The organism is Acidaminobacter hydrogenoformans DSM 2784, from assembly GCF_900103005.1.
Classification (GTDB): domain Bacteria; phylum Bacillota; class Clostridia; order Peptostreptococcales; family Acidaminobacteraceae; genus Acidaminobacter; species Acidaminobacter hydrogenoformans.
Genome location: NZ_FMWL01000004.1, coordinates 115,269 through 136,245, shown reverse-complemented (window position 1 = coordinate 136,245; position 20,977 = coordinate 115,269). Strand labels below are relative to the sequence as shown.

Annotated in this window: 19 protein-coding genes; 8 read left to right on the top strand and 11 right to left on the bottom strand. The window is 50.8% G+C overall.

The genetic code is table 11. From position 1 onward, the window contains the following. Position 1: 1 nt before the first annotated feature. A complete protein-coding gene (hflC, locus tag BLP63_RS05815; RefSeq protein ID WP_207646421.1) occupies positions 2 to 1,000 on the bottom strand; it encodes a protease modulator HflC in 999 nt (332 codons plus the stop codon). Then, positions 993 to 1,931: an FtsH protease activity modulator HflK gene (gene hflK / locus BLP63_RS05810; protein ID WP_092589965.1), complete on the bottom strand. Its 939-nt coding sequence runs from the start codon at positions 1,929 to 1,931 to the stop codon at positions 993 to 995. The genes hflC and hflK overlap by 8 nt, the downstream gene beginning before the upstream one ends. Before the next feature lie 272 nt (positions 1,932 to 2,203). Here hflK and BLP63_RS17275 point away from each other — a divergent pair, with 272 nt between their 5' ends. From BLP63_RS17275 to BLP63_RS05800, 3 genes are all read left to right on the top strand, one after another. Continuing rightward, positions 2,204 to 2,530 carry a pirin family protein gene (locus BLP63_RS17275; RefSeq protein WP_330387100.1) on the top strand — a complete coding sequence of 109 codons (327 nt, stop codon included), beginning with the start codon at positions 2,204 to 2,206 and terminating at the stop codon, positions 2,528 to 2,530. Beyond that, positions 2,481 to 2,903, top strand: a complete 423-nt coding sequence (locus BLP63_RS17270) for a pirin family protein (protein ID WP_330387099.1) — start codon at positions 2,481 to 2,483, stop codon at positions 2,901 to 2,903. The genes BLP63_RS17275 and BLP63_RS17270 overlap by 50 nt, the downstream gene beginning before the upstream one ends. Before the next feature lie 182 nt (positions 2,904 to 3,085). After that, positions 3,086 to 5,164 (top strand): LTA synthase family protein, encoded by a 2,079-nt coding sequence (locus BLP63_RS05800; RefSeq protein ID WP_092589964.1) that lies wholly within the window; start codon positions 3,086 to 3,088, stop codon positions 5,162 to 5,164. A 91-nt stretch (positions 5,165 to 5,255) separates the two neighbouring features. On the opposite strand, the gene BLP63_RS05795 is transcribed toward BLP63_RS05800, so the two are convergent. From BLP63_RS05795 to BLP63_RS05785, 3 genes are all read right to left on the bottom strand, one after another. Then, a complete protein-coding gene (locus BLP63_RS05795; protein ID WP_092589963.1) occupies positions 5,256 to 6,071 on the bottom strand; it encodes a hypothetical protein in 816 nt (271 codons plus the stop codon). A gap of 81 nt (positions 6,072 to 6,152) precedes the next feature. Then, positions 6,153 to 7,631 (bottom strand): Ig-like domain-containing protein, encoded by a 1,479-nt coding sequence (locus BLP63_RS05790; protein WP_170829318.1) that lies wholly within the window; start codon positions 7,629 to 7,631, stop codon positions 6,153 to 6,155. Between the two features lie 363 nt (positions 7,632 to 7,994). Then, the gene (locus tag BLP63_RS05785) at positions 7,995 to 8,765 is read right to left on the bottom strand and encodes a MerR family transcriptional regulator (RefSeq protein WP_092589961.1); all 771 of its coding nucleotides are present in this window, start codon (positions 8,763 to 8,765) and stop codon (positions 7,995 to 7,997) included. Positions 8,766 to 9,052: 287 nt separating this feature from the next. Here BLP63_RS05785 and BLP63_RS05780 point away from each other — a divergent pair, with 287 nt between their 5' ends. Next, a complete protein-coding gene (locus tag BLP63_RS05780) occupies positions 9,053 to 9,427 on the top strand; it encodes a VOC family protein (RefSeq protein ID WP_092589960.1) in 375 nt (124 codons plus the stop codon). 15 nt (positions 9,428 to 9,442) lie between these two features. After that, positions 9,443 to 10,678 (top strand): DEAD/DEAH box helicase, encoded by a 1,236-nt coding sequence (locus tag BLP63_RS05775; RefSeq protein WP_242870812.1) that lies wholly within the window; start codon positions 9,443 to 9,445, stop codon positions 10,676 to 10,678. Between the two features lie 407 nt (positions 10,679 to 11,085). On the opposite strand, the gene BLP63_RS05770 is transcribed toward BLP63_RS05775, so the two are convergent. Then, the gene (locus BLP63_RS05770; RefSeq protein ID WP_092589958.1) at positions 11,086 to 12,447 is read right to left on the bottom strand and encodes an MATE family efflux transporter; all 1,362 of its coding nucleotides are present in this window, start codon (positions 12,445 to 12,447) and stop codon (positions 11,086 to 11,088) included. A gap of 635 nt (positions 12,448 to 13,082) precedes the next feature. Between BLP63_RS05770 and ilvB the strand changes: the two genes are divergently transcribed. Together ilvB and ilvN are read left to right on the top strand one after the other, a co-directional pair. Beyond that, on the top strand, positions 13,083 to 14,705 hold the full coding sequence (ilvB, locus tag BLP63_RS05765) for a biosynthetic-type acetolactate synthase large subunit (RefSeq protein ID WP_170829317.1): 1,623 nt from the start codon (positions 13,083 to 13,085) through the stop codon (positions 14,703 to 14,705). Positions 14,706 to 14,740: 35 nt separating this feature from the next. Further along, positions 14,741 to 15,223, top strand: a complete 483-nt coding sequence (gene ilvN / locus BLP63_RS05760; protein WP_092589956.1) for an acetolactate synthase small subunit — start codon at positions 14,741 to 14,743, stop codon at positions 15,221 to 15,223. A 110-nt stretch (positions 15,224 to 15,333) separates the two neighbouring features. Here the strand turns inward: ilvN and BLP63_RS05755 are convergent, their stop codons facing one another. From BLP63_RS05755 to BLP63_RS05740, 4 genes are all read right to left on the bottom strand, one after another. After that, complete coding sequence (locus BLP63_RS05755) at positions 15,334 to 15,624, bottom strand: CC/Se motif family (seleno)protein (RefSeq protein WP_092589955.1); 291 nt, start codon at positions 15,622 to 15,624, stop codon at positions 15,334 to 15,336. Positions 15,625 to 15,676: 52 nt separating this feature from the next. Then, positions 15,677 to 17,302: a carbon starvation CstA family protein gene (locus BLP63_RS05750; RefSeq protein WP_092589954.1), complete on the bottom strand. Its 1,626-nt coding sequence runs from the start codon at positions 17,300 to 17,302 to the stop codon at positions 15,677 to 15,679. 112 nt (positions 17,303 to 17,414) lie between these two features. After that, positions 17,415 to 17,924, bottom strand: a complete 510-nt coding sequence (locus BLP63_RS05745) for a hypothetical protein (RefSeq protein WP_139159781.1) — start codon at positions 17,922 to 17,924, stop codon at positions 17,415 to 17,417. A gap of 245 nt (positions 17,925 to 18,169) precedes the next feature. Next, entirely contained in the window at positions 18,170 to 18,700 is a 531-nt protein-coding gene (locus BLP63_RS05740) for a YtxH domain-containing protein (protein WP_092589952.1), read from the bottom strand. Positions 18,701 to 18,942: 242 nt separating this feature from the next. Between BLP63_RS05740 and BLP63_RS05735 the strand changes: the two genes are divergently transcribed. Further along, entirely contained in the window at positions 18,943 to 20,550 is a 1,608-nt protein-coding gene (locus tag BLP63_RS05735; RefSeq protein ID WP_242870811.1) for a peptide chain release factor 3, read from the top strand. 231 nt (positions 20,551 to 20,781) lie between these two features. Here BLP63_RS05735 and BLP63_RS05730 read toward each other — a convergent pair whose 3' ends face one another. Further along, positions 20,782 to 20,976 (bottom strand): DUF4177 domain-containing protein, encoded by a 195-nt coding sequence (locus BLP63_RS05730; protein ID WP_170829316.1) that lies wholly within the window; start codon positions 20,974 to 20,976, stop codon positions 20,782 to 20,784. Between the last annotated feature and the right edge of the window lies 1 nt (position 20,977).

The following is a 20,977-nucleotide window of genomic DNA, read 5'->3' as shown; positions in this document are numbered from 1 at the left end:
GTTATTCCCCTGTGAGATATCTCAGATATGGCGAATTGATTGGGAGCAGCAGCACCGTTTCGCCGTTGATGGTCGTCTTGTAGGAGGTCAGTGTTCTGTAAAGGTTGAAAAATTCCGGATCCGCGCTGTAGGCATCATTATAAAGGCGCGCGGCCTCTTTCTCGCCCTCTGCCTGGATAGTCTTGGCGTCAGCTTCCGCTCTGGAAAGGATTTCAGAGACTTCCCTGTCAGTTTCTGCCCGAATCTTAAGGGCTTCAGCGTCACCTTGGGAGAGATATTGCTGGGCGGTACTTTCCCGTTCGGAAATCATGCGAAGGAAGACGGATTCCTCGTTGGCCGCCGGAAGATCTGCGCGCTTCATCTTGATGTCAATGAGCTCAATGCCGCTCATGTTCCTGACAAGGGTGTCGTTGACCTGGCCTTTGACCGTGGAGTCTATGCCGCCACGAGTACTGATGCGATCCTTGATAATGTCGACATAATTCATTTTGCCCAGTTCCGTGCGGATGCTGGAATAGACTATGTCGCCCAGTCGGTTCTCCGCCGCGTCAAGGGTTCTGAGGGACTCAATCATTTGAACGGGGTCTGTGATTCTCCAAAGGCTGTAGTAATCGACCATGATCCGCTTTTTGTCAAGGGTGTTGATCTCTGCCGGCGGTACGTCGTAGACCAAAGTGAATTTTGGCAGCCGCGTGAAGGTCTGGACGAAAGGCACCTTGAACTTCAGCCCTGGTTCGTCGATGACCCGGACAATTTCGCCGAACTGCCGTACAATGACAAACTCGTTGGCTCTGACAATGAAGAGATTGCTCTGAACGAAGACCACGGCTATGATCAGCAGGATGACGACTGGAATGCCTATAGAAAGTTTGCGGCCGGATGGACGTGGATTTGGGCTGTCTGAGCCACTGGCTGAAGCAGGCCTCTTAGCCTTGTTCGCTGCCATATTTTTCTTGAATTCGTCAATGATCACCTGAATGACTTGTTCCAATTTACTCATTGACAGCACCACCTTTCTTCAGCTGGTCCAGCGGAAGGTAATTCACCGTGCTGCCGCCGCCCTCCTGCATGATGTAGATCTGGACATCCGGAAGAACCTGCTCCAGCGTCTCTATGATCAGACGATCCCGCGTGATGGTCTTGTTGTTGGCATATTCAGAGTAAATAGCGTTAAACTGGGCCACGTCACCTCTTGCCTGCTCGATCCGGGCAACCTTGTCCCCTTCCGCGCGGCTGATGAGCGCAGCCTTTTGGCCATCTGCGTTATTGATTTTTTCAGCTCGGTAACGGTTCGCCTGGTTGATCTTCGTGATGCGTTCCTCACGGGCGGAGGCGACTTTTTTAAAGGCGTCACTGACCTGCTCGTTTGGAAGGTCGACGTCCTGCAAGTTGACATTTCGGATGGCGACGCCTATTTGATAAGCGTCAACCAGAGAGACCAAGGTATCCCGGGTGTCATTCATAATGCGGGTACGGCCATCTGTCAAAGCGTCATCCACCACCGAGCTTCCAATAACTCCTCTCAGCGAGCTGGAAGTGGCGTTCATAAGGATTTTGACAGGATCCTCAGTGTTGTAAAGAAAGGCAATAGGATCGACAATCTGCCACTGGACTTCAAGGTCCGCCAGGATGATGTTCTCATCACCCGTAATCATTTTGGCGTCCCGTTCCTGAACGGTCGAGCCATCGGGGCCTTCCTCATAGCCAAAGGTGAGAGAAAAAGTTTCTCTTGAAAGTTTGCGCACGTTCTGAATGGGATACGGCAGCTTGAATCTGAGTCCAGGCTGAACCAGATTGGTATCCGGCTTGCCAAAGGTCTCCAGCACGGCATATTCTGTCTGATCCACCGTGTAAAAGCTTGTGCCGCCAAGCCATAGAACAACCGCTGCGACAATGATTAAAACAATGAACGTTGGGGTTCGTTTGGTCATCATGGGCCTCCTGTTGGGATAATTTGTGCTGATTTCGAATGTGTGCGGTGATGTGAACGGTGTTGGCTATGCAGGTAAAATGGAGTGCTGTGTTTGATAAAGCTTAGGCTTGACTGAAAGCACACATTACTTCAATTCTGAAGGTTTTTAGAGCTTAAGTCAATTAAACATAGGAAAAAATTTATATAAGGCTTGATTATAATACTAATTAGTAGTATATTATAGTTAAATGATAACAGTTTTCAATTCGATACAAAGGAGGTTTAAATGATATGTTTAGAAAAATAGACCATCGGCAAATGGGGCGCAGCAACAGAGGTTGGCTGCGCAGCATATTTCACTTCTCCTTCGCTGAATATTACAATCCAGATAATATGAATTTTGGCGCTTTAAGGGTCATAAATGATGACTTGGTGGCCTCCGGGAACGGTTTTGACACGCACCCCCACCGGGATATGGAAATCATTTCGTATGTGGTGAATGGCGAGCTGACCCATGGTGACAGCATGGGCAACAAAAGCGCGCTGAAACGGGGGGGAGGTCCAGTACATGAGCGCCGGCACCGGTGTCTCCCACAGCGAGCACAATCTTGGTTCTGATGCGCTGCGCTTCCTTCAGATTTGGATTCTGCCGGATCAGAAGCGTCATAAACCGGCTTATGGGGAATTGAAGCTGGACTGGGCGCTTCGAAAAGGCAAATGGCTCCACATCGCTTCCGGTGTTGGCGGCGGCGCGCCCATTGAGCTTCACCAGGATACCAACCTGTACGCCCTTGAGCTTTCAAAAGGCGACCAAATTGAGTTTAAAGTCAAGGAAAGCCGCCAGGCCTACTTAGTCCTCATTGAAGGCGAGGCTGTCATCAACGGTCTGAGACTGGAAGCTCGTGACGCCATCGAATCCATTGAGGAGACCCTGAGGCTCCAGGCAGAGCAAACGGCGCATTTTCTTGTCGTTGAAATGGCCAAGGCTTGAAAAGCCGTGATTGTTTGGTGGGGGACTGGGCCCACCTGTTTGACACAGTGTTTGGTGCGGGACTGGGCCCACCTGTTTGGTGCGGGACTGGGCCCACCTGAAGTTTTGTCAATAAAACCTACTGTTGACCCCTTTTTCCAGTTCAGCTATGATTGGGCTATAACGAGAAAGGGGTCTTTTGCATGCTAAACGCCATTACGGGGATGCCTCCCGCTATATATTGGTTTGCTGTCATTATATATTTAGAAATAATGCTTCGACTTGCTACAGTAAAAAAATTCAAGAAGCCCGGACTGCACAACACTTTAATCTGGTCAGCATTTTACGCAAGTGTCCTGGCCCCCATGGCTTCCCCTTTTGGAGGCCTCGTCAAAGAAGGATTGGCAGCGATTTTTATAATTCTGCTTTTCTTCATTTTTGCCTCCCAGCTCGTCTACTTTAAAATATTCAAAATGCTCTACACCTTCTTTTCCATGGGGAATGCCGGCCAAGTGCTGGACTTTGTCAAAGACATCATTGCCTATATTGCCATGAGCGCTAAGTGGCTTTTGATTCTATCCCTGCCTTTGGTGCTGCATTTTTCAATATTTGCGGGTCTGACCCCAGAAGCTGCCATTCCACAAGCAGCGCTATCTGAAAATGCCTCAGCTTCAAATTCCATTGGGGGTCTGACCCCGTTTATGACCCCGTTTATAACCCAGCTTGTGACCCCCCTTATCCTCATAGCCGTCCTCCTGCTGATCGCGAAAATAATAATCCGCGTATCGAAAAACAAGCTTGGCGGTGCTTATGAAGCTTATTTCCGAAGCATGGATCCCACAGTTACCCTCAGCCATTTTGGCCTGCTGACCACCATGCGCCTGGACTTCCAGCGCTCTCTCCTCGGCATGAAATCAAAAATTTACGAGACAAATGCTGGCCACACCCGTATTTCAGAGGAGCTCACCCAACAACCCACCCCACAAACCACCCCTGATCCCACACCACAATGGCCAAACGCCCAATACAACGCTTTGCCAATAGACTTCAGTGCCTACGCCGCAAAATCCAAAGACCCGCGGCTCAAAGCCCTCCATAACTGGTTCGCCTCAGAAACCCCCTCGCCCAAAAACCCCTACACCGGTCGCTACAGAGGCTTCAACCTCATTTTCATCACCGCTGAAAGCCTGTCCCCCTATTCAATACACCCAGAACTGACCCCCACCCTCTACAAAATGGTCCATGAAGGCACTAATTTTACTGAATTTTACAATCCTATATGGGGCGTCAGCACTTCAGACGGCGAATACGTCGCCTGCACCGGCCTCCTCCCTAAAAGCGGCATCTGGAGCTTCATAGATTCCGCCAGCAAAAACATGGCCATGACCCTGGGCAACCAGCTCCGCCCTCTGGGCTACACCACCACCGCCTACCACAACCACCGCTACAGCTACTACAAGCGCCACCTCTCCCACCCCAACATGGGCTACACTTATTTTGGTCTCGGAAACGGCCTCGACGTCACCCCAACCTGGCCCGAATCCGATCTGGAAATGATCCAGCACTCCGTCCCAGAGTACATAAACCGCGAACCCTTCCACACCTATTACATGACGGTCAGCGGACACATGCGCTACAGCTTCCGGGGCAACGCCATGGCTGCCAAAAACAGGGCCGCCGTAGACCACCTGCCCCTAAGCAACGAAGCCAAAGCCTACCTCGCCACCCAAATCGAGCTCGACCGCGCCATGGCCGACCTCCTTAGCCAACTCGAAGCCGCAGGCGTCGCCGAACGCACCCTCATTGCCATGAGCGCGGACCACTACCCTTACGGCCTCTCGGATAAAGCCCTGGACGAGCTCGCCGGCCACCCGGTCGAACGCACCTTCGAACTCTATCGCAGCCCCTTCATCCTATACAGCCGGGGTCAGACCCCGGAAGTCATCACCACCCCCTGCTCGAGTCTGGACATCCTCCCCACGCTCTCCAACCTCCTGGGCCTCGACTTCGATTCCCGCCTCCTCATGGGCCGTGACATCTTCTCCGGCGCCCCGCCCTTCGTCACCTTCCTCAACAAAAGCTTTATCACCGACCGAGGCCGCTATGACGCCCTTTCCAAAGCGTTTTTGCCGATGGTCCCCGCCACCCCATCCCACCCCATCCCCACCGCCTCACCCAACTACATCCAGGAAGTCACCCGCCAAATCGATGACATCTTCCTCGCCTCCGCACGCATCCTCGAGCTGGATTACTACAATCACCTGGTCGAGCTTAAAAAATAATGATTTTCATAAGTACAAAAAAAGAAAGAGGGAAAAAACGTCTTCAGCGGCCAAACAAGCCATTCTGAGACACTTTTCTCTCTTTTTTCTTTCACACCAGTTCAAAAGAAACAAGGTGGGTCAGACCCCGTCCCCAAAACTGATTTAAATCAAGGATCACACGGTTGCCCCAACTGGATGCCACCACAGGAAACGGGCGCTCATCACCATCAGCCCCAAATCTCTCTTGTGCCTTGACACCCGTTATGACCACCCAGTGCCATTGAAAACGATCGGTGCTGTAACGACGCCCGGTAGCCGCACTCTGATATTCTACCCCTCTGAGCCCCTTATTGCCAAAATTGAGCATGGCCACTGGCATCCCTTTATTAATTTGATTTAATATAAAAGACTTGGCCTCATCCAGCCCCACGGCATGATTGGCTGGACGCCGTCCTTTTGTATTTTGAGGCCAGACGACCCGGAGTTGTACCCCTTTCCCTTTTGCCATTTCTATCACAGCATTCGAGAACCGCACCGGACTGTGAATGCCAAGGGAATCCGGCAATCTCAACACAGTACGCCTATGGACTTCGCGGCCGCCACGCCTGACCCAGGACTGCCACGGTGCTTTCATTGGGGTCAGACCCCGGTAAACCTCGTGCATGTGGGCAATAAAAAGCTCCCGTGTAAAGCAGCGATTCTCTGTGAAAAGACCCACGTCCGGGACGGCAGTGTTTTCCCCGTAAAGTACGCCAAAATAAGCGAGAATATTCGCCGCCGCAACGGTGCCACATCCCCCCGCCCTGCCGTTTTCCGTTTCGAACCAGGCTTGGTCGCCGCCATAAAGCCGGATCATTGATCCATTATTCGCGACAGAGGTCACACCTATAAATTTATCGAGCAGGTCTCTGGAATAGTCAATCAAAGCGGGCGCCTCCCTTCAAAATGAGGAAGTCGGGTTCGCAGGCCATAGGCCAGAGAACCCGACTTCCTAACCTATGCCAAATCAATAAAGTACAAAAGTTGACACTGCCGGACTTGGGTTCCACCCCGCCATTGTCAGTCTGACACTTTGCAGGATGTCAATGTTGACATGGGTTACCGTGAGAATGCCGTTTGAACCAATCGTTCCTACCCCATAGTCGTTGAATAAGACCGTCGCGCCTGGCTGACCCGTTACTTTAACGGTCACATCCGTCCCGGAAATTTGCGAAACAGCCACTTGAGGAGCGGCTAACGTCGATGGCGTCACCGTCAAAGTCAGCATCGCTTTAACCGATGTACCTGTAACTGTCCCCGTGCTGGTTTTCGTCCCAGCACTGCTTGTATCCAAAGACGCCGGGTTCCATGTCACAGGGACATTCTTCGTCGTCTTGTCACTCATAACAGCGGTCACAGCAGAAGGCAGCTTATAGCTTTCACCTTGTTTCACCGTGGCAGTTACCGAATTCAAAGACTGAATCGTTACGGGCGCTGGTGCAGGTTTAGGCGCCGGCGTTGGCTTTGGTGCCGGTGCTGGCTTCGGTGTTGGAGCCGGTTCAGGAACAGGTTGTGCAGGCGGGGACTGGGCCGCACCGGACTCTTCAGGCGGGGACTGGGCCGCACCGGACGTCTCCGGCTGGAGCGCCACTTGATCGCTGATGATCAGCGTCAAGTTGACCGGCTGATCATAGCCTTCAATTGTCCCTATGCTGCCCCGCACCCCAATTTCAGAGGTGTCGATGAGCCATGGTGACCAGGTGATGGGGACTTGGGTCTTGGAACCATCGGCTAAAACCGCGTTAATCATTTTGGGAAGCGCAAAGGCCGCATTTTTCTGGACGTTGAAGGACAAGTCCTCGACCTTCACAATAGGTGCCATGCCATTCTCAGTGAGATAGAGCCGCGCCACAGCGAAGTCCCGGCCCGCAGACCCCTGTATGCGGGGAATCCTGACCGTGCGGAGCATGTCATACTCAGGCGCTTCAAGGTGTCCAATCAGAAAGCTGAGGCTATCCGGAGCCTCCTCCGAAAAGCTGAAAACCAGCTTCAGATCTCCCGCCGCAGCAACCTCAGCGTTAGACCCCACAAGGGTCTCTTCCTTGCCATCCTCAGCGTAATACAAGTGCCCATCCCGGACAAAAAGGTCCACTGTTCCACGGGCCGGTTCAGGCACGTTGTCGAGGAGTGCCACTGCCTTTGCGGCCTTCAGCCTACCCTCAACGAAATCTGCGGGTCCACGGACCTGAGTGATGGGATCCTGCTCCTGACTGGAAAACAGCGCACCTTTTAGGCCAAAGACGTCCAGGTAAAATAAAGTGGCGAATAAAACCACGAAAACGGCTATCAGAGGATACCAGCGGAGCACGCGCTGTTTACGCGGCGGCTTTTCAAAGTCCGCTTTCCCAGAGGGGCTCGCGGGATCTGCGGTATTCTTCGCACCAGTCGCCTTTTTTTGAGACGGTTTTGGTCGGTCCCGTTCTGACGGCTTTTTTGACTTAAACATGAGCGACACCTCCTGCTTCAATGATGGCTTCGTGTGAGCTTGTTGATGAAATTGAGACAGCATTAATAAATTGCGAAATTTAAAATCAAAAGCTTTGCCTGTCTATCCGAGAAAAGGTCTGCGAAAAAAACTTCCTTCAAATTTCTCCTAACTTATTAATATTCATACCCAATTCAACCTATTCCCCACTGATTATTGTGCGTTGTCACGGTTTCTCGTTGTTTTTCAAGGTTTCACTTCTACAATATCAAAAAAGAGCAGCTGCCCGGAAGCCCTGGCTTAACACCTTCACCGGCTTCCATAGCACCTGCCCGTCATTCACACAGCATTGGCATTGAAAATAAGCCTTTCTCCAACACGACCCTAAGCCGGATCCAGCCCCACGAAAACCCGTATCGCATCCCGCAGGAACAACGCTGCCCCCTGTCCACACTTGTCATCATAGAACGCCGTAAACCGCTCATCCGCCACATACATCTCCGCAAGACCCGCGTGGGCCTCGCCAGAATACTGCGGCCAGTAAACCATAAGCCACTGCTTGTGCAGCGCCGCGACCTCCTGAGCGGGCGCGCCGCCGGGCGTACCTGTCTTCATTGCCGCCGCCAGTTTTTCAAGCACCGCCTCACTGAGGGCCTGTACCTCGGCATATTCCGCCTCTGTCATCCCCTCAAGCTTTTTGTTCGACGCGTCCGTCACCTCATTGCCATACTTCTCCCGCACTTCTTTCCCGTAACGCGCCTCATTGCTCTCAATCATGGATTTCTTAAACCCTTCAAACTTTTCCTTGTCCGTCATTTCAATTCTCCCCTCATTATAGGCCATAGTTTTTTCAACGTTCTTAATCAGCAGATCCAGCTGCCTGCGTTTTTCCAGCAGCGCCTCGCGATGGGACTCCAGCGCCGCCCGGGGACTATAGCCCGGACTGTCGAGAAGCGCTTTGATGCGCTCCAGCTCAAGTCCAAGCTCCCTGTAAAACAAAATCTGCTGCAGCCTGTCCACCTCGCTCCTGCCGTAAATCCTGTACCCTGCGCTGTTCACCCGCAGCGGTTTCAGAAGCCCCAGCTCATCATAATATCTCAGCGTCCGCGAGCTCACCCCTGCCAGCCGTGACAGCCTTTGAATCGTCATTTCCATTGCATGGCCTCCTCACTTCAAGGACCCTTCCCCCTTGCGTTTATTATACAACTTGACGTAACGTCAACGTCAATGGTATCCGCTGAATTTTTCATTTTAAAGAAAGAGCTTTGCCGATGGTCCCCTCTCCCCCCTCCCCCACCTTAATCATCCGGTCCGGCCCAGTCCCCACCTGAAGCGTTTGGTCGGGCCCAGTCCCCAACCAAACACCCCCTCTTATCCTAACGCACACATGTATGCTATAATAAAACCCGACAAGATTATTTACCATATAAGGAGCGAACCCCATGAACGCAAAATTTTTATGGACCACCATCACCGTTAAAAGCATTGACAGCGCTTTGCCATTTTATAGAGACCTCCTTGGCCTGACCGTTGACCGCCGCTTTAATCCCAACCCAAACCTTGAGCTCTGCTTTCTCAAGGACGAAAATGGCATTGAAGTCGAGCTGCTTGAGCATAAAGAGGCCGGGGAAGCAGGGATGCCCTCCGCGCCTGCGAATCTTTCCCTGGGCTTCCAGGTCGAGAGCTTGGACGATATGATGGGTGCCTGTAAAGAACAAGGTGTAGAAATCGTCAGTGGTCCTTTTGAGGGCGGCGGCGTCAAATTCTTTTTCGTCAAGGATCCGAATGGTGTTACCGTTCAGTTTGTCGAGAAATAGATGCGGGAGGATTTTGTGAAGAGTGATTTTGAGACTATTGGTGTATCAGCGCTTCTAAGGGAGGCTCTTACAGCTCAGGGGATTCAGGTGCCCACGCCTATTCAGGCCATGGCCATTCCGGAAATCGCGGCCGGCAGAGACCTGGTTGGCGAGGCTCAGACGGGGACCGGCAAGACCCTGGCATTCCTTCTGCCCATTTTCGAAGCGGTGGATCCCGCTCTGCCGGCGGTACAGGCTTTGATTCTAACGCCTACACGGGAGCTGGCTATTCAGATAACCGCGGAGGCCAGGAAGCTTTCAGAGTATTTGCCCCTGCACATCCTGGCAGCTTACGGCGGTCAAGACATCCAGGCGCAGATTAAGAAGCTGAAAGGATCTGCGCAAATTGTCATAGGCACCCCAGGACGGCTGCTGGACCACCTGCGCCGGGGGACCCTGCACTTCGACGACCTGAAGGTCCTCGTCCTGGACGAGGCCGACCAGATGCTCCACATAGGCTTCCAAAACGAGGTCGAGATGATTCTGAAACGGACGCCGGCCTCCCGGCAGACGCTGTGCTTCTCTGCAACCATGCCCGCGGGGGTGCGGAAACTGACCCACAAGCACCTGAAAGATCCGGTGCACGTGTCGGTGCCTGCCCCAACCATCACGCTGAAGGACATTGAGCAATTCGTGGTAGAGACCACGGACCGTCAGAAGCGGGGCGACTTGTTTTCGGTTTTGAAGAAAGAGCGGCCTTTTATGGGCATTTTATTTTGCCGCACAAAATACCGGGCGGATGCCCTCTACGCCGCCATGTCCCAGGAGGGCTTCAGCTGCGAGCTTCTGCACGGCGACCTGACCCAGGCGAAGCGTGAAAAGGTCATGAAGGCTTTTCGCAAGATGGATTTCCAGTTCCTGATCGCCACGGACGTAGCCGCACGGGGCCTCGACATTGAAGGCATCACCCACGTCTTTAACTATGACATCCCGCCAGACGCGGAGAGCTACATCCACCGGATTGGCAGGACCGGACGGGCTGGGGAAAAAGGCCGAGCTTTCACCTTTGTCGCGCCTAAAGACAAGCCTGAACAGCGGGTCATTGAGGAAGGCATCAAGCTGAGATTGACGCATTATCACGTCGAGCGTTCTGCCCATGTTAGTCCAGAGGCCCGCCCAGAGGCCAAAGCCACGCCCGTGGTCTCAAAAGCGGACCGCCGGCAGCAAAGTATAGCAAAAAGTAAAAAGCGCGCTGGCGCGCGCAGGCGTTAACGTCAAAAGCCCACCAGAGAACGAGGCAATGCATGCCTGCCTTGCGGCAACCGGCCGCTGAATGCCGGCTACCCGCCTCTCCCACTGGTGGGCTTTTCTTTTTGGAAAAAAAGAAGGCAAGCCGCCCCCTGTGCTGCTTGCCCTCTCATTTGAAGCGTCTCTCAACCGACACTTTGATTTTACAGCTCGGCCTTAATCCCTGTCACTCATCCCCACTTGCGTGCCTGTCACTCGGTCCGGCCCAGTCCCCAACCAACTTTCTCGGCCCGGCCCAGTCCCACACCAACTTTCTGGTCTGTCCTGTCCCGCACCACAAGTCTCTGTCCCGCACCACAAGTCCCTGTCCCGCACCACAAGTCCCTGTCCACAACCGCGCTTTTCGGCCCGGCCCAGTCCCACACCAAAAATCATTCCGGCCCTGTCCCCAGCTGAGGTTCTTCCTTTGGAACCCCATATCTGAAAAGCAGCGCCACCATAGCCAGCATAATCAAACCCTTGATAATGGAGCTCCCGGACATGGCCCACCAAACCCCCTCAAGCCCCAGCCACGCCGGTTTTGACAGCAGATAAGCAAATGGAATCCGCAGGCCCGTAAAGATGATGCTCACCACCGCAGGATAGATGGGTTTGCCCAGGGCATTAAAGCAGCCGGAAAAGGTCATTTCAATGCACATGAACATCTGGGAAAAAGCTATGATCTTCAGATATCCCGCGCCAATGGCCACCGTGGAAGCCTCCCTGACAAAAATCCGTATCAGCGGCTCGCTGAACACGTAGAGCAGCAGCGTGGTGCCTACCCCGTACATCGTCATGATTTGGCCAGCTTTAAGGGTCCCTTTTTTCACACGGTCGTACTGCCCCGCGCCAAAGTTTTGACCGACAAATGCGCTCAGCGCCGCGGCAAAGCCTTGTGCGGTCATATAAGTAATGGATTCAATCTGAACACCTATTTTTTGTGCCGCGATCGCATCCGGACCAAAGGAAGCGATCACTTTGGCGATCAGAATCGAAAATATGGTAAACAAGTTCCTTTGAGAAGCCACCGGGAACCCCAGCGAAAAGATCTGCTTAAAAATGTCCACTGAAAAAGGTTGCAGGAGCGCAAACGACTTGAACAGCCTGCCATGCTTCAGCATGAAAATGAAAATGCATGTCACGAGAATTTGAGAGATTACCGTTGCCATGGCAGCGCCTCTGACGCCAAGTCCAAAAACAAAGATAAAAATTGGATCCAGGATAATGTTGGTCAAAATGCCTATGCCGTTGACTTTAAAAGGGAGCCGGCTTAGCCCCGCCCCATTGAACATCGAAGAAATGACGGGATTTAAGAATGAGAACAGCATCCCGGTGGCCATGATCACCAGATAGGAAACCGCGTCGCTTTCAACCTTCGCGGCCCCCAGCCTGAAAAAGCCAATAAGCTCTTGCTTCGTTAAAATTAAAAACAAACCATAAGCCACGCCAAAGGCAGCAGCCATATAAAGCGCTGTTCCCGCGAACTGTTTCGCCTGACTGACCCGTCCCGCCCCCAGATTCTGAGCAATCTTAACTTCTGTACCTACTTGAACCAAAGCAATGATGGACATGCTGAGCCACACAAAAAAGCCTGCTGTCCCTATTGAAGCGACGCTGTCACTTCCCAGACGCCCAATCCAGATCATGTCGACAATCTGATTGGCCATTTGCATAAAAGCCGTTCCCATGATGGGCAGTGCCAGCGTGATCAGCGCTTTTATGATATTGCCCTTCAACAAATATTCCGGATTCAATGTGTTTACCCCCAAATGGCGACCTGATCGACGCTTTTAAATCCTTATAATTTTATACGAAATAGTTAAACGTGAAAAGATGTTTTTGGTTACACTTTCTGCCCGCATCAAGTGCTGAACTAACCCTGAATATAATACCAAATATAACCATAACCGCAAAGTCTTTATTTTTCTATAGTCCAGCCGTTGAAAACTTTTTATAAAATTTCGCATTAAATTTTCTAAATATTCTTGACATGTTTCCTTCCAGTCCCTATAATAAGACCAATATCTAAAGGTGTTGACGGAGTTAAAGGTATCTCCCGTGATCCAAGAGAGTCGCTACTGGTGGGAATGCGGCATCACGACATACTTATGCTCGCTCTCGAACCGTCTGTTCGAACAGGACACAACCGCAAAGCCTCCATCTCCACAGGATTTGCAGGGCAATGTGTTCCCCAGTAGGCCAGGCCGCGCGCCCGCGTTACAGGGCAAAGGTTCTGTCATGAATGACACGACCTGATTGAGTGATGTCTGTTACAGACATACTTAGAGTGGTACCGCGGAGCAGACTTCGCCTCTAAAAGACAGAGGCGGGGTTTTTTTATTACCCAAAACAGGAACGTCACACCAGAAATGAAAGGAGCCAGATGCAAATGAGAGTAGCGGACATTATCATCAAAGCGTTTGAAATGCAGGGAATTACAACAATCTTCGGTTATCCGGGCGGTGCCAACCTCCCCCTTTATGACGCACTCAGACTGAATACAAATGTCAAACACGTCCTTGTCCGCAACGAGCAGGCAGCGGCTCACGCGGCCAACGGCTATGCCCGGGCCAACAAGAAAATTGGCGCCTGCATGGCGACCTCCGGCCCTGGCGCAACGAACCTGATCACAGGGATCGCCACAGCGTATATGGATTCCATCCCTATGATTATCGTCACCGGTCAGGTTAAGTCGGATTTAATTGGCAAGGACGTCTTCCAGGAGGCGGATATTGTCGGTGCCACGGAATCCTTTACCAAACATAATTATCTCGTCAAAAATCCAAATGACATTCCAAGAGTCCTCGCAGAGGCCTTCTATATTGCCACCACCGGTCGTCCAGGTCCAGTTCTGATTGACGTGCCCCGTGACGTCCTGGATGCCCGCATCCCTTTCTCTACCCTGCCTGAGGTCTCTATCCAGGGCTACAATCCAACCATTGAAGGTCATGCGGGTCAAATCAAACGCGCCCTTCAGAAACTGAATGCGGCTAAAAGGCCTATCATTTTCGCAGGCGGCGGCGTCATTGCCGCTAAGGCTACAGAGGAGCTGCGCGCCTTCGCGAACGCAGGACGTATTCCAGTCATCAACACGCTGATGGGCCTTGGTTCCTTCCCAATGGATTCGCCTTTGTTTATTGGCATGATTGGGTATCACGGTCACGACTTTGCCCTGGAGATGATCAGCAAGGCAGACTTTGTCATGATCGCAGGCTCCAGGATGTCTGACCGCGCCACCCTGAATTTTAAGTCCCTCAGCCCACAGGCGGACGTCGTCCATATAGATATTGACCCGGCTGAAATAGGGAAAATCTTTAATCACCAGATTCCTATGGTTGGTGACCTCAAGATGATCCTTAGAAAATTCAACGAAAAAATTACCCCTCTGGATACAGAGGGGTGGCTTGAAGAAATCGCGCAGCTGAGACCGAAGCTCGCTCCGGTGGAGCTTGAGGCTACAAATACAGTGACGCCAAAAATTGCCCTGAGAGTTTTGTCAGAAAAAGTGGGCAACGATGCTATTCTCGTCGCGGATGTCGGACAGAATCAAATCATAGCGGCACGCAACTTCCCTTACAACGGAGACCGCATGTATTTGACCTCTGGGGGCCTCGGCACCATGGGCTACAGTTTACCAGCCGGCATTGGCGCCACTTATGGCGCGCCGGACAAGCAAGTCATCACCGTCGTGGGTGATGGCGGCATCCAGATGCTCATTGCAGAGCTGGGAACCTTGAGACAGTCAAACAATAATTTAATAGTGCTTCTCTTCAACAACCACAGGCTTGGCATGGTCAGAGAGCTTCAGGACACCCAGTTCAACAGCAATTATTACGCCGTCGAATGGGAATTCACGCCGGATTTTGTCAAGATTGCTGAAGCGTATGGACTTCCCGCTGTTCGCGTGAATTCGAACGCAGACCTCCCAGGCGTCTTCGACGCAGCCCTCGCATCCGGCGGCCCATATTTTATCGAATGTATGGTCGACCCTGAAGAAAATTGCCTGACTTAACCCAAGTCCAAGTACGCAGTGTAGGAGGCTCACATATGATAGTTCAAAAACGGTTTATTTCCCTTTTGGTTGAGAATAACGCAGGCGTCCTGAGCCGCATAGCCGGTCTGTTCACGCGGCGCGGCTACAACATTGATTCCCTGACGGTTGGAGAGACACAAAACCCAAGGGTCTCCCGCATGACCATAGTCATGACCTGTGACACACCAACGTTTGAGCAAATCAAGAAACAGCTTAACAAGCTGGTCGAAGTCATTAAAATCACAGAGCTAAAGAATGAAAATGCCCTGATGCGCGAGCTGATCCTGGTCAAACTGAAGGCAAATGATAATGACCGCTCAAAAATCATTGAGATCAGCAACATATTCAGAGCGAAGGTCATCGACGTCACCTCATCCACCATGACCATTGAACTCACCGGCGACGAACCTAAAATCAGCGGCTTTCTTGAAATGATGCGGCCTTTCGGGATCATTGAACTCATCCGGACAGGGTTCTGCGGCATTGAGCGCGGCTGATGCTGACCATTATGATGACAATTCCAAAACCGTAAAAGTAAAACCCCCTGGCCATCAAAACAAATGGTCAGGGGGTTTTGTATTGTTCTCACTCTTTTAACACAATCATTTTACAGCATATTCAGCCCTTCCGCTTCCAAAGATTTCATCCCCAAAAAACGCTTCACGTGGATTCTGATCTCGCCTTTTTTGGCGTCAGCGCCTTTGAAAATATAAATCTTCAGGCCGTCCTGTTCCAAGACGTCGTACTTATGGACAGGATCTTTAGGGGGGCCAAAATGCACATGGGGCTCGCTGACAGGGATACAGCTGTTTCCTGCAGTAAACAGATCCACCGTCAGCGCCTTTTCGCCCTTCGAAGCCGCAAAACTTAGAACCTCCTCAGAGAGAATCAGCTTCATGATATGACACCCCCTCATAAACATAATTGTCCTTTAAACCCACTGAATCGAACTATTTAGCCTCTTTAGGCTGAACGACTTCCTTCGTGAACAGGATTTTGTAAGACAGCTTGATGAGCACCAGCGCGAGGACGAACAGGACTGAGCCAAAGATGACCAGCGCGTAGTTGCCGGCTGCCAGGTTGGCCCTGACCAGGAATACGAGTGCCGTCAAGGTAACCGCGAACATGAAGACCATAGGAATCTTGATCATGTTATGGGCTTTGCCAGCCTTCTTCAGCCAAGCCGCAGATGCCAGGAGTGCAAGTGCTGCAAGCAGCTGGTTCGCTGAGCCAAAGACAGGCCATACTTTCGCGTAACCTGTAGCGCCAAGCCATCCACCAACGGCCACTGTGACTAAGGTCGCAAAATAACGGTTTGTCAGCAGCTTGGTCGCCCCAGTTGCCTGGACTTCGCCTTTATCAAAGAATTCCTGGAAGATAAAGCGGCCAATCCTTGTGCCAGAGTCCAGGGAGGTCAGCGCAAAAGCTGAAACGGCAAGGGCTACGAAGGATTTTCCAAGTGCCAGGTCTATGCCGATGGTCGTCATAAACGTACCCACACCATCTGCAAAGACGTTTGTAGGCCCGCCTGCTGCCAACAACTCAGTCATTCTGTCAGCGCCTATATAGGCAGCCGTAATCAGAGCTACTACTGCAAGGACGCCTTCAATTAACATAGACCCATACCCAATCAGCTTGATGTCTTTTTCTGAATCGATCTGTTTGGAGGAGGTCCCTGAGCTGATGAGGGAGTGGAAGCCTGAGATCGCGCCGCAGGCCACTGTAACGAACAGGATTGGGAACATATAGCTGGTTCCGACTTTAAAGCTGGTTACCGCTGGAAGCGCAATATCCGGTCTGTAGAAAAGAAGACCAATGACAGCGCCACCAATCATGGCATAAAGCAGGAATGAGTTGAGATAATCCCGCGGCTGCAGAAGAATCCATACTGGTGTAACAGACGCGACGAAAATATATACTAATATGAAGGCATACCAAGTGTTGAACGAAGCGACAATTGGGAACTGAACGCCTACCCAGACACTGGCAAAGAGAAGAATGACGCCTACAATGGTTGCCGGCAACAGGCCAATGCCCATTCTGTTGGTAGCGAATCCAAACAGGATCGCCAAGGTAATAAAGAGCAGTGACGTTGTCGCGACGGAAGGGACACCTACAAAGCTGTTGGCCACAATGTTCGCGAAGGCTGCGATAACTAAAAGCAGAGTCACCCATGCGAACATATTGAACAATTTTTTACCTGTGTCCCCAATGGTATCCTCAATAACGTTGCCTATGGACTTACTGTCATGTCGAACAGAAGCAAAAAGTGACGCGAAGTCATGGACCCCGCCGAGGAAAATACTGCCTACGACAATCCAGAGAAACACAGGAACCCATCCAAACATAGCAGCAGAAATAGGTCCAACGATTGGTCCAGCACCTGCTATGGACGCAAAGTGATGGCCCAGGAGGACTGGTGCCTTCGCAGGAACATAGTCCACACCGTCACCCATGGTGTGAGCTGGCGTCCTGCGGGTGTAGTCAAGGCCCCACTTCTTTGCGAGCCACGAACCGTATGTAACGTAAGCGATTAAAAAGACAATGATGGAGATTGCAATGAGTAATAATGCCATAACTCTACCTCCCTGATGGTGTATTGAATCTCGGACATCTGCAGCTGTCCGCGATTACCGGAAAATAGCAGGGCCCGTCAGAAATTGGCCCTGAAATTGAGACTGCCTGTTTTCAGGCCATCTCAGCATTAACAGACGGCACAAAAAACTTAGCCGCTTTTTGGGCTTCTTTGCTCGCCGTTACGCTTTGGGTCTGCGTCTCTATTAAAATGATCCTGTATGAAGTCCAGCCTTTCAAACCAAACCAGTAGGACTGTTGCTTCCTGTAGCGCTCTATGTACCGTTTCAGGGCAGGATCAACAGGTCCCGGGGTCATAATTATTCCTGTCAGCGCTGTGGACATGTGCTCGTCACTTGGCACGACATACTTTTTAGCGGCCTCCAGGAGAGCAGTTTCCAACTTGCCGACAAAATTCTGATCCACTATATCAACTTCCTTGACGAAACAATATTCATTGTTGTCAAAGGCATACATGACCGCTGACTTAAAAAGAAGGTAAGCCTCATTTCTAATGTTGGAACGCGCCGCTAAATCAAACTCAACGCCGCCCCAGCGGCGTTCTGCCTCAGGCATGAAGTCAAAATGGCGTGCCAGCTTGTCTTTAAGTCCTTCTAAATGCATGGATGTCATCCCTAACACCTCGCTTACACTTTTGATTAATTGTAGCATAATTCTGAATTCTATAGACCTCTGCACGCACGAGATGCCAAATCTCGTACATGAAATACCTGTGCACGTTGAAAGTGAATAATTTAGTATAATTCCAAAAGAAAAAGAGGCATAGACGCGTGCCTGAATGCAATATCCTCAGCTCAAGGCCCGGATGAGATCCATTAAACGTCATATGCCCCACTGTCTGTTAGAATTTACTTATTAGTTTCTTCAGCTGCCTTAGCCACTTCGTCCTCGACCGTTTCCTTGATTTCCTCAGCGCCTTCTTTGACCGCTTTTGCTTTGGATTTAGCGGCCTTTTTGACTTCCTCCGCTTTCTCTTCGCCTGCCTCTACAGCGTCCTCAAAGAAAGCCTCAGCGTCTTCCGCAAATTCTTCAAGGGCATCTTCAGCGTCCTCAGCAACTTCTTCAAGCTGGTTCTTTTTGGAACTCAGCAAGCCACTTGCCTTTTCTTTGAGATCCGTTGCCTTTTCCTTTGCGCCTTCAAGGGCCCCGGAAGTTGTGTCGACGACTTTTTCGACTTTTTCTTTCACTTTTTCCGCACCCTCAGCTGCCGTTTGCTTGACATCTTCACGGAGCTCTTTGCCGGACTTAGGTGCCGTAAACAGTGCCACTACGCCACCAAGAACTGCACCTATCCCAAGACCTGTGCCTACCTTTTTCGCATCCTCAATTTTTTGTTTCCTTGCGATCGCTGCTTTTTTCTGTTGAAGTTTTTTCAACATAAGAACCACTCCTTTTGCGTTGATTTTTCATTTCCTTACCACCATTTATAACCAGTTGAAGTACTTCTAAACACAGAGCTTTGAAAATCTATACCGTCTTTCTTCAACTTCTTGACTTTTAACAGGAATAAAGATACTATTTTAAGTTGAGTATGTTAAAAACACCTACTGTAAAAAGACCTTTCGAGAACTCACTTTAAGCGAATAGTGTTAATCCAATTTCTTATAAAAGGAAGCTGACTATGTCTGATATGAACGCAATGCTGCAAGAAAATGTAAAGAAGCGAAGAACCTTCGCTATTATCTCCCACCCGGATGCCGGCAAAACGACCCTGACGGAAAAACTTCTCCTTTACGGAGGCGCCATTCGCGAAGCGGGCTCAGTCAAATCAAGACGCGCTGCCAAGCACGCGGTCTCAGACTGGATGGAAATCGAAAAGCAGCGGGGTATCTCCGTTACCTCCAGCGTACTTCAATTTGAATACAATGGCTACTGCGTCAACATCCTGGACACCCCAGGTCACCAGGATTTCAGCGAAGACACTTACCGAACCCTGATGGCAGCAGATAGTGCCGTCATGGTCGTAGACTCCAACAAAGGTGTCGAGGATCAGACGAAGAAACTCTTTAAAGTCTGTAAAATGCGAGGCATTCCCATCTTTACCTTTATCAACAAGCTCGACCGTGAAGGCCGGGATCCTTTTGAGCTTCTTGAGGATATTGAGAAGAATCTGGGCATCCATTCAGTGCCAATCAATTGGCCTATAGGATCAGGAAAAGATTTTAAGGGTGTTTACAACAGGCAAACAAAAATGATAGAGCTCTTTGGCGAAAGCAGCCATGGTAAAGCTGTCGGCACGTCTGTAACGGGCGATTTGGACAATCCTGAAATCGCCGCCCTTCTTGGGAACGCGCTCCACAAGAAGTTATCCGAGGACTTGGAGCTTTTGGATATAGCCGGAGATGAGTATGACCTGGAAAAAATCTTGACCGGTCAGCTGACGCCAGTGTTCTTTGGTTCTGCCCTTACTAATTTTGGTGTGCGCCCGTTTCTGGAAACCTATCTTGAGGTCTCCCCGCCACCAGCGGCCAGATCCAGCAATTTGGGCCCTGTAGACCCTGTCAGTGACAATTTCAGCGGGTTTATTTTTAAGATTCAGGCGAATATGAATCCCAACCATCGGGATAGAATTGCTTTTCTTCGCATTTGCTCTGGTAAGTTTGAAAAAGGCATGACCGTAAACCACGTGCAGAAGAACAAGAAGGTGACGCTGTCCCAGCCCCAGCAGTTCCTTGCACAGGACCGGGTGATCGTTGAGGACGCTTATCCCGGGGATATTATTGGAATTCACGATCCAGGCATTTTCAACATTGGGGATACGCTTTGCCAGGATAAATCCCAGCTGAAGTACGACGGGATTCCTATGTTCGCGCCGGAGCACTTTGCTAAGATTTATACCAAAAATGCGCTTAAACGCAAGCAATTTGTCAAGGGAATTTCTCAGCTCTCGGAGGAGGGCTCGATTCAGGTTTTCCGGCGACCAAATGTGGGCGTGGAAGAGCTGATCATTGGCGTCGTTGGTGTGTTGCAGTTTGAGGTCCTTGAATACAGGCTCCTCAATGAATACGGCGTGGAGGTTCAGCGTCAGCCGCTGCCGTACCGTTATATCCGCTGGATCAAGACGGATGGGCCATTTGATAAGAAGGCCTTCTCTCTGCCTATGGACACACTGATTGTTGAAGATGAGTATGAGCATCCGGTGATCCTGATGCAGAATGAGTGGACCATTCAGCAGGTCTTGGACCGAAATAAGAGTGCGCGATTGGAAGAGATTGCGGAGAGGGAATAGCCAGCAGATGATCCAGCGCCTCCTCTGACTTAAGAGGTGTATTACCTAAGCAACATGGACATGATATGATTTCGTGAGAAACAACTGACCTGAATCCAAAATTGAACTTTTCAATCAGCTCATATCTTGGCATTATGATCTCATTAAATTGGTGGACGCCCCTGGAATGATTCTGTTAGCGCAGGATCGTTATAATCCAGAGGCGTCCTCCTTTCTTTTTGAGACAAATTCTTAATCCTCATTGTTTCTTCCAAGTGTGTACATAACATAATGGGTCTCACCGAAAAAACGGTTAAGCGGAGCTACAGTGATGACCTCCCACCCTTGTTTTGCAAGTTCATTCAAAGCATTCTCAACCTCCGCCTTATTGACCTTTCCCATGAAAAACCCACCAGCAAAAAATTGTTCGACTCTATATTCCAACATA